This is a genomic window from Albidovulum sp. (assembly GCF_008933605.1).
In the GTDB taxonomy this organism is placed as follows: Bacteria; Pseudomonadota; Alphaproteobacteria; order Rhodobacterales; family Rhodobacteraceae; genus Albidovulum.
Map to the genome: position 1 here is coordinate 1 of NZ_WBUS01000257.1, position 2,738 is coordinate 2,738.

2 protein-coding genes and 1 pseudogene are annotated in these 2,738 nt (G+C 67.7%); 2 read left to right on the top strand and 1 reads right to left on the bottom strand.

Translation table 11 applies throughout. The features are described 5' to 3' along the window. Together F9K34_RS18435 and F9K34_RS18440 are read left to right on the top strand one after the other, a co-directional pair. Positions 1–200, top strand: a pseudogene (locus F9K34_RS18435) (hypothetical protein); the annotation flags it as partial. Between the two features lie 124 nt (positions 201–324). Then, positions 325–1,089: a cytochrome c biogenesis CcdA family protein gene (locus F9K34_RS18440; protein ID WP_291338560.1), complete on the top strand. Its 765-nt coding sequence runs from the start codon at positions 325–327 to the stop codon at positions 1,087–1,089. Between the two features lie 4 nt (positions 1,090–1,093). Here F9K34_RS18440 and F9K34_RS18445 read toward each other — a convergent pair whose 3' ends face one another. After that, positions 1,094–2,446 (bottom strand): arylsulfotransferase family protein, encoded by a 1,353-nt coding sequence (locus tag F9K34_RS18445; RefSeq protein ID WP_291338561.1) that lies wholly within the window; start codon positions 2,444–2,446, stop codon positions 1,094–1,096. Between the last annotated feature and the right edge of the window lie 292 nt (positions 2,447–2,738).

A 2,738-nucleotide genomic window follows, 5' to 3' on the forward strand; every position in this document is an offset into this window, starting at 1 on the left:
CACCCGCCGAGGTCGCGCCGGCGGTGACGCCGGAACCCGCCGTGGCGGAGGCGGCGGAGCCAGCGCCCCAACCCGCGCCGATGCCCTCGCCGGAACCCGCGGCCGCCTCCGACGCGCTCGTCCCCGACCCGGAGGACAAGGCGACGCCGGACGAGCCCGCCAGGCCGAAACGGCGTGGCTGGTGGTCGCTCGGCCGCTGAGCCGGGAATACGGATCGAAGACGCCGGGCCCTCGTGCCCGGCGTTTTCCCTTCCACGCGGTTGTGACGGCCGCGTGACGGAATGCCCCCGTGACGGCGCCCGGGGGCTGCGCTAGAGGTGGGGCATGTTGGAAACCGGCATCATCGACGCGGGCTTCGCGCTCGCCGCGCTGATCGCGCTCTTCGCGGGCGTGCTGTCGTTCCTCAGCCCCTGCGTGTTGCCGATCGTGCCGCCCTATCTGGCCTACATGGGCGGAATCACCATGGCCGAGATGGGCGACGGGACCGGCGGCGCGGGCAGGGGGCGCAACCGCGCCCTGATGGCCGCTGCCTTCTTCGTGCTCGGGCTTTCGACGGTATTCCTCTTCCTCGGCTTCACCGCCTCCGCCTTCGGCCAGTTCTTCCTGCAGAACCAGGATTGGTTCAACACGCTCGCCGGCATCGTGGTGATGGTCTTCGGCGCGCATTTCCTCGGGGTCATCCGCATCGGGTTCCTGAACCGCGAGGCGCGGATCGACGCGGGCGACCGGGGCGGCTCCGCCTTCGGTGCGTATCTCCTGGGGCTCGCCTTCGCCTTCGGCTGGACCCCCTGCATTGGCCCGCAGCTCGGCATGATCCTCGCGCTGGCGGCACAGGATGGCTCGATCGGTCGCGGCACGGCGCTGCTCGCCGTCTATGCCGTCGGGCTCGGCATCCCGTTCCTTCTGGTCGCGGCCTTCTTCCCCCGCCTGAAGGGCGCCATGGCCTTCCTCAAGCGCCACATGGAGCGGATCGAGCGGATCATGGGGCTGCTCCTGTGGACCATCGGGCTGCTGATGCTCACCGGCGGGTTCAGCCAGTTTTCCTACTGGCTGCTCGAAACCTTCCCCGGTCTCGCGCTGCTCGGTTGAGCGTTCAGCCGGCCGGGCAGGTCGTGGCGGCAAGCCGCGCCAGTTCCGCCTCGCCCTCCGCCGGCGTCAGGTAGCGGCTCCAGCCCATGCGGTAGCCGATCCCGTCGGCGCCCTTGTTGATGTACTCCGCCCGCACCGTTCCGTCCTGGCCGAGGATCAGAAGCCTCCCGGCGTTCTCCTCCTCCACCATCACGGTGCCGTCGGGAAGGACGGTGAAGAGCCCTTCGAAGAGCGTCTTGACGTCCGCCGCCTTCATCGCCGCGTCCCAGGGCTGCGAGAGTTGGTCCGTGGCGAAGTCATAGACGACGATCTCGTTCGTGCCATGAATCCGCGCGTCGGTGCCGCGGTCGTAGGCGTTGTTGTTGAACACGCCGATCCGCGTCGCGTCGAGGATGTCCACGTCATGCTGGGCAAGCCAGGGGCCTTGCTTCTTCCAGACGATCTCGTCCGTCGCGGGCCGGTAGAGCATGATCATCGACATGTGCCGGAAGCTCAGGAACAGGTCGCCCTTCTTCCAGAAGGGTCCGTCCGCCAGCACCGGCTCTATGTCGTTGAGGTGGATCGGGTCGACCTGGTAGTCCCCGGCCGTGAAGAGCGCGTATTCCATCCCGTGGTCGAGCAAGACCTGGGTCAGCGACTTCCGCCACAGCACCTCACCCTTCGGGCCGAGATGGACGAGCGCGTCGTCGATGAACTTGGGGTCGATCCGCTCGACCTCGCTCGGCTCGACATAGCCCGGAATCCACCAGCCCCCCGCGCCGTCGCTTTCGGTCGAGTGGTGGAGCAGGACGTCATACTGGCTCCAGAGTTTTTCCGAACAGGCACCAATCCCGTAGAGGTAGGACTGGTGATCTTTGATCACCAATGTCCCGTCATCCGTCAGAATGGGCGCGATCACGCGATAATAGCGCGTGCTCCAATGCTCCTGCTGGGCGATTCGCGAGGTGCGCGGCGCGTCGGCCAGCAAGCTGTCGGCATCGGGCAGCCACTCGTGCCGGACCGTCCCGTCGGCCAGCGAGACGAGCTGCACCACATGCCGGGGGCGGTCGCCGTCGTAGCGCGAGAGCAGCAGGTATCCCGAGGGCCGTGTCCCTTCGGGGAAGCTCCATCCGGCCGGCTTGTCGGCGAAGCGACGCGGGAAGAATCCCGCCATCAGCATGTCTTCCTCGAGCAGGGCCTTCACCGTGTCGGGGATTTCTGCGACCGCCAGCGCCGCCGAGCCGACCGGGCCAAGCCGCCCGGTCTCGCGTTCGCCGTCGAGCACCGCCACGCCGAAACCGACAAGCCCGAGAAGCCCCAGGATCGCCAGGAGAAGCACGACCCAGACTTCGATCTTCGCAAACAGCAGTCTTTGCACAAAAGCCCCCGATCGCCGTCAATTCTCCCATCCGCGCCGACAGTAGCATCCCCGCGATACGCGGCATAGCGGCATTGCAGGCGGGTTTCGCGCGACTGTGCTAGAGAATTCAAGACGATGGCGTTCGATTCGCCTTAGGCGCGAGGCCGCGGGGCCGGACACGTCGACAGCGGCTTCAGCCGCCCGAAGGGCGGCAAAAGGGTCTTTGACGGATGGATTTTGCGACGGGACATGCCCGGGGGGCAGGCGCGGGCCGCAGGCCGGCGGAGCGGCGGCAGGGCGGGTTCCGTGC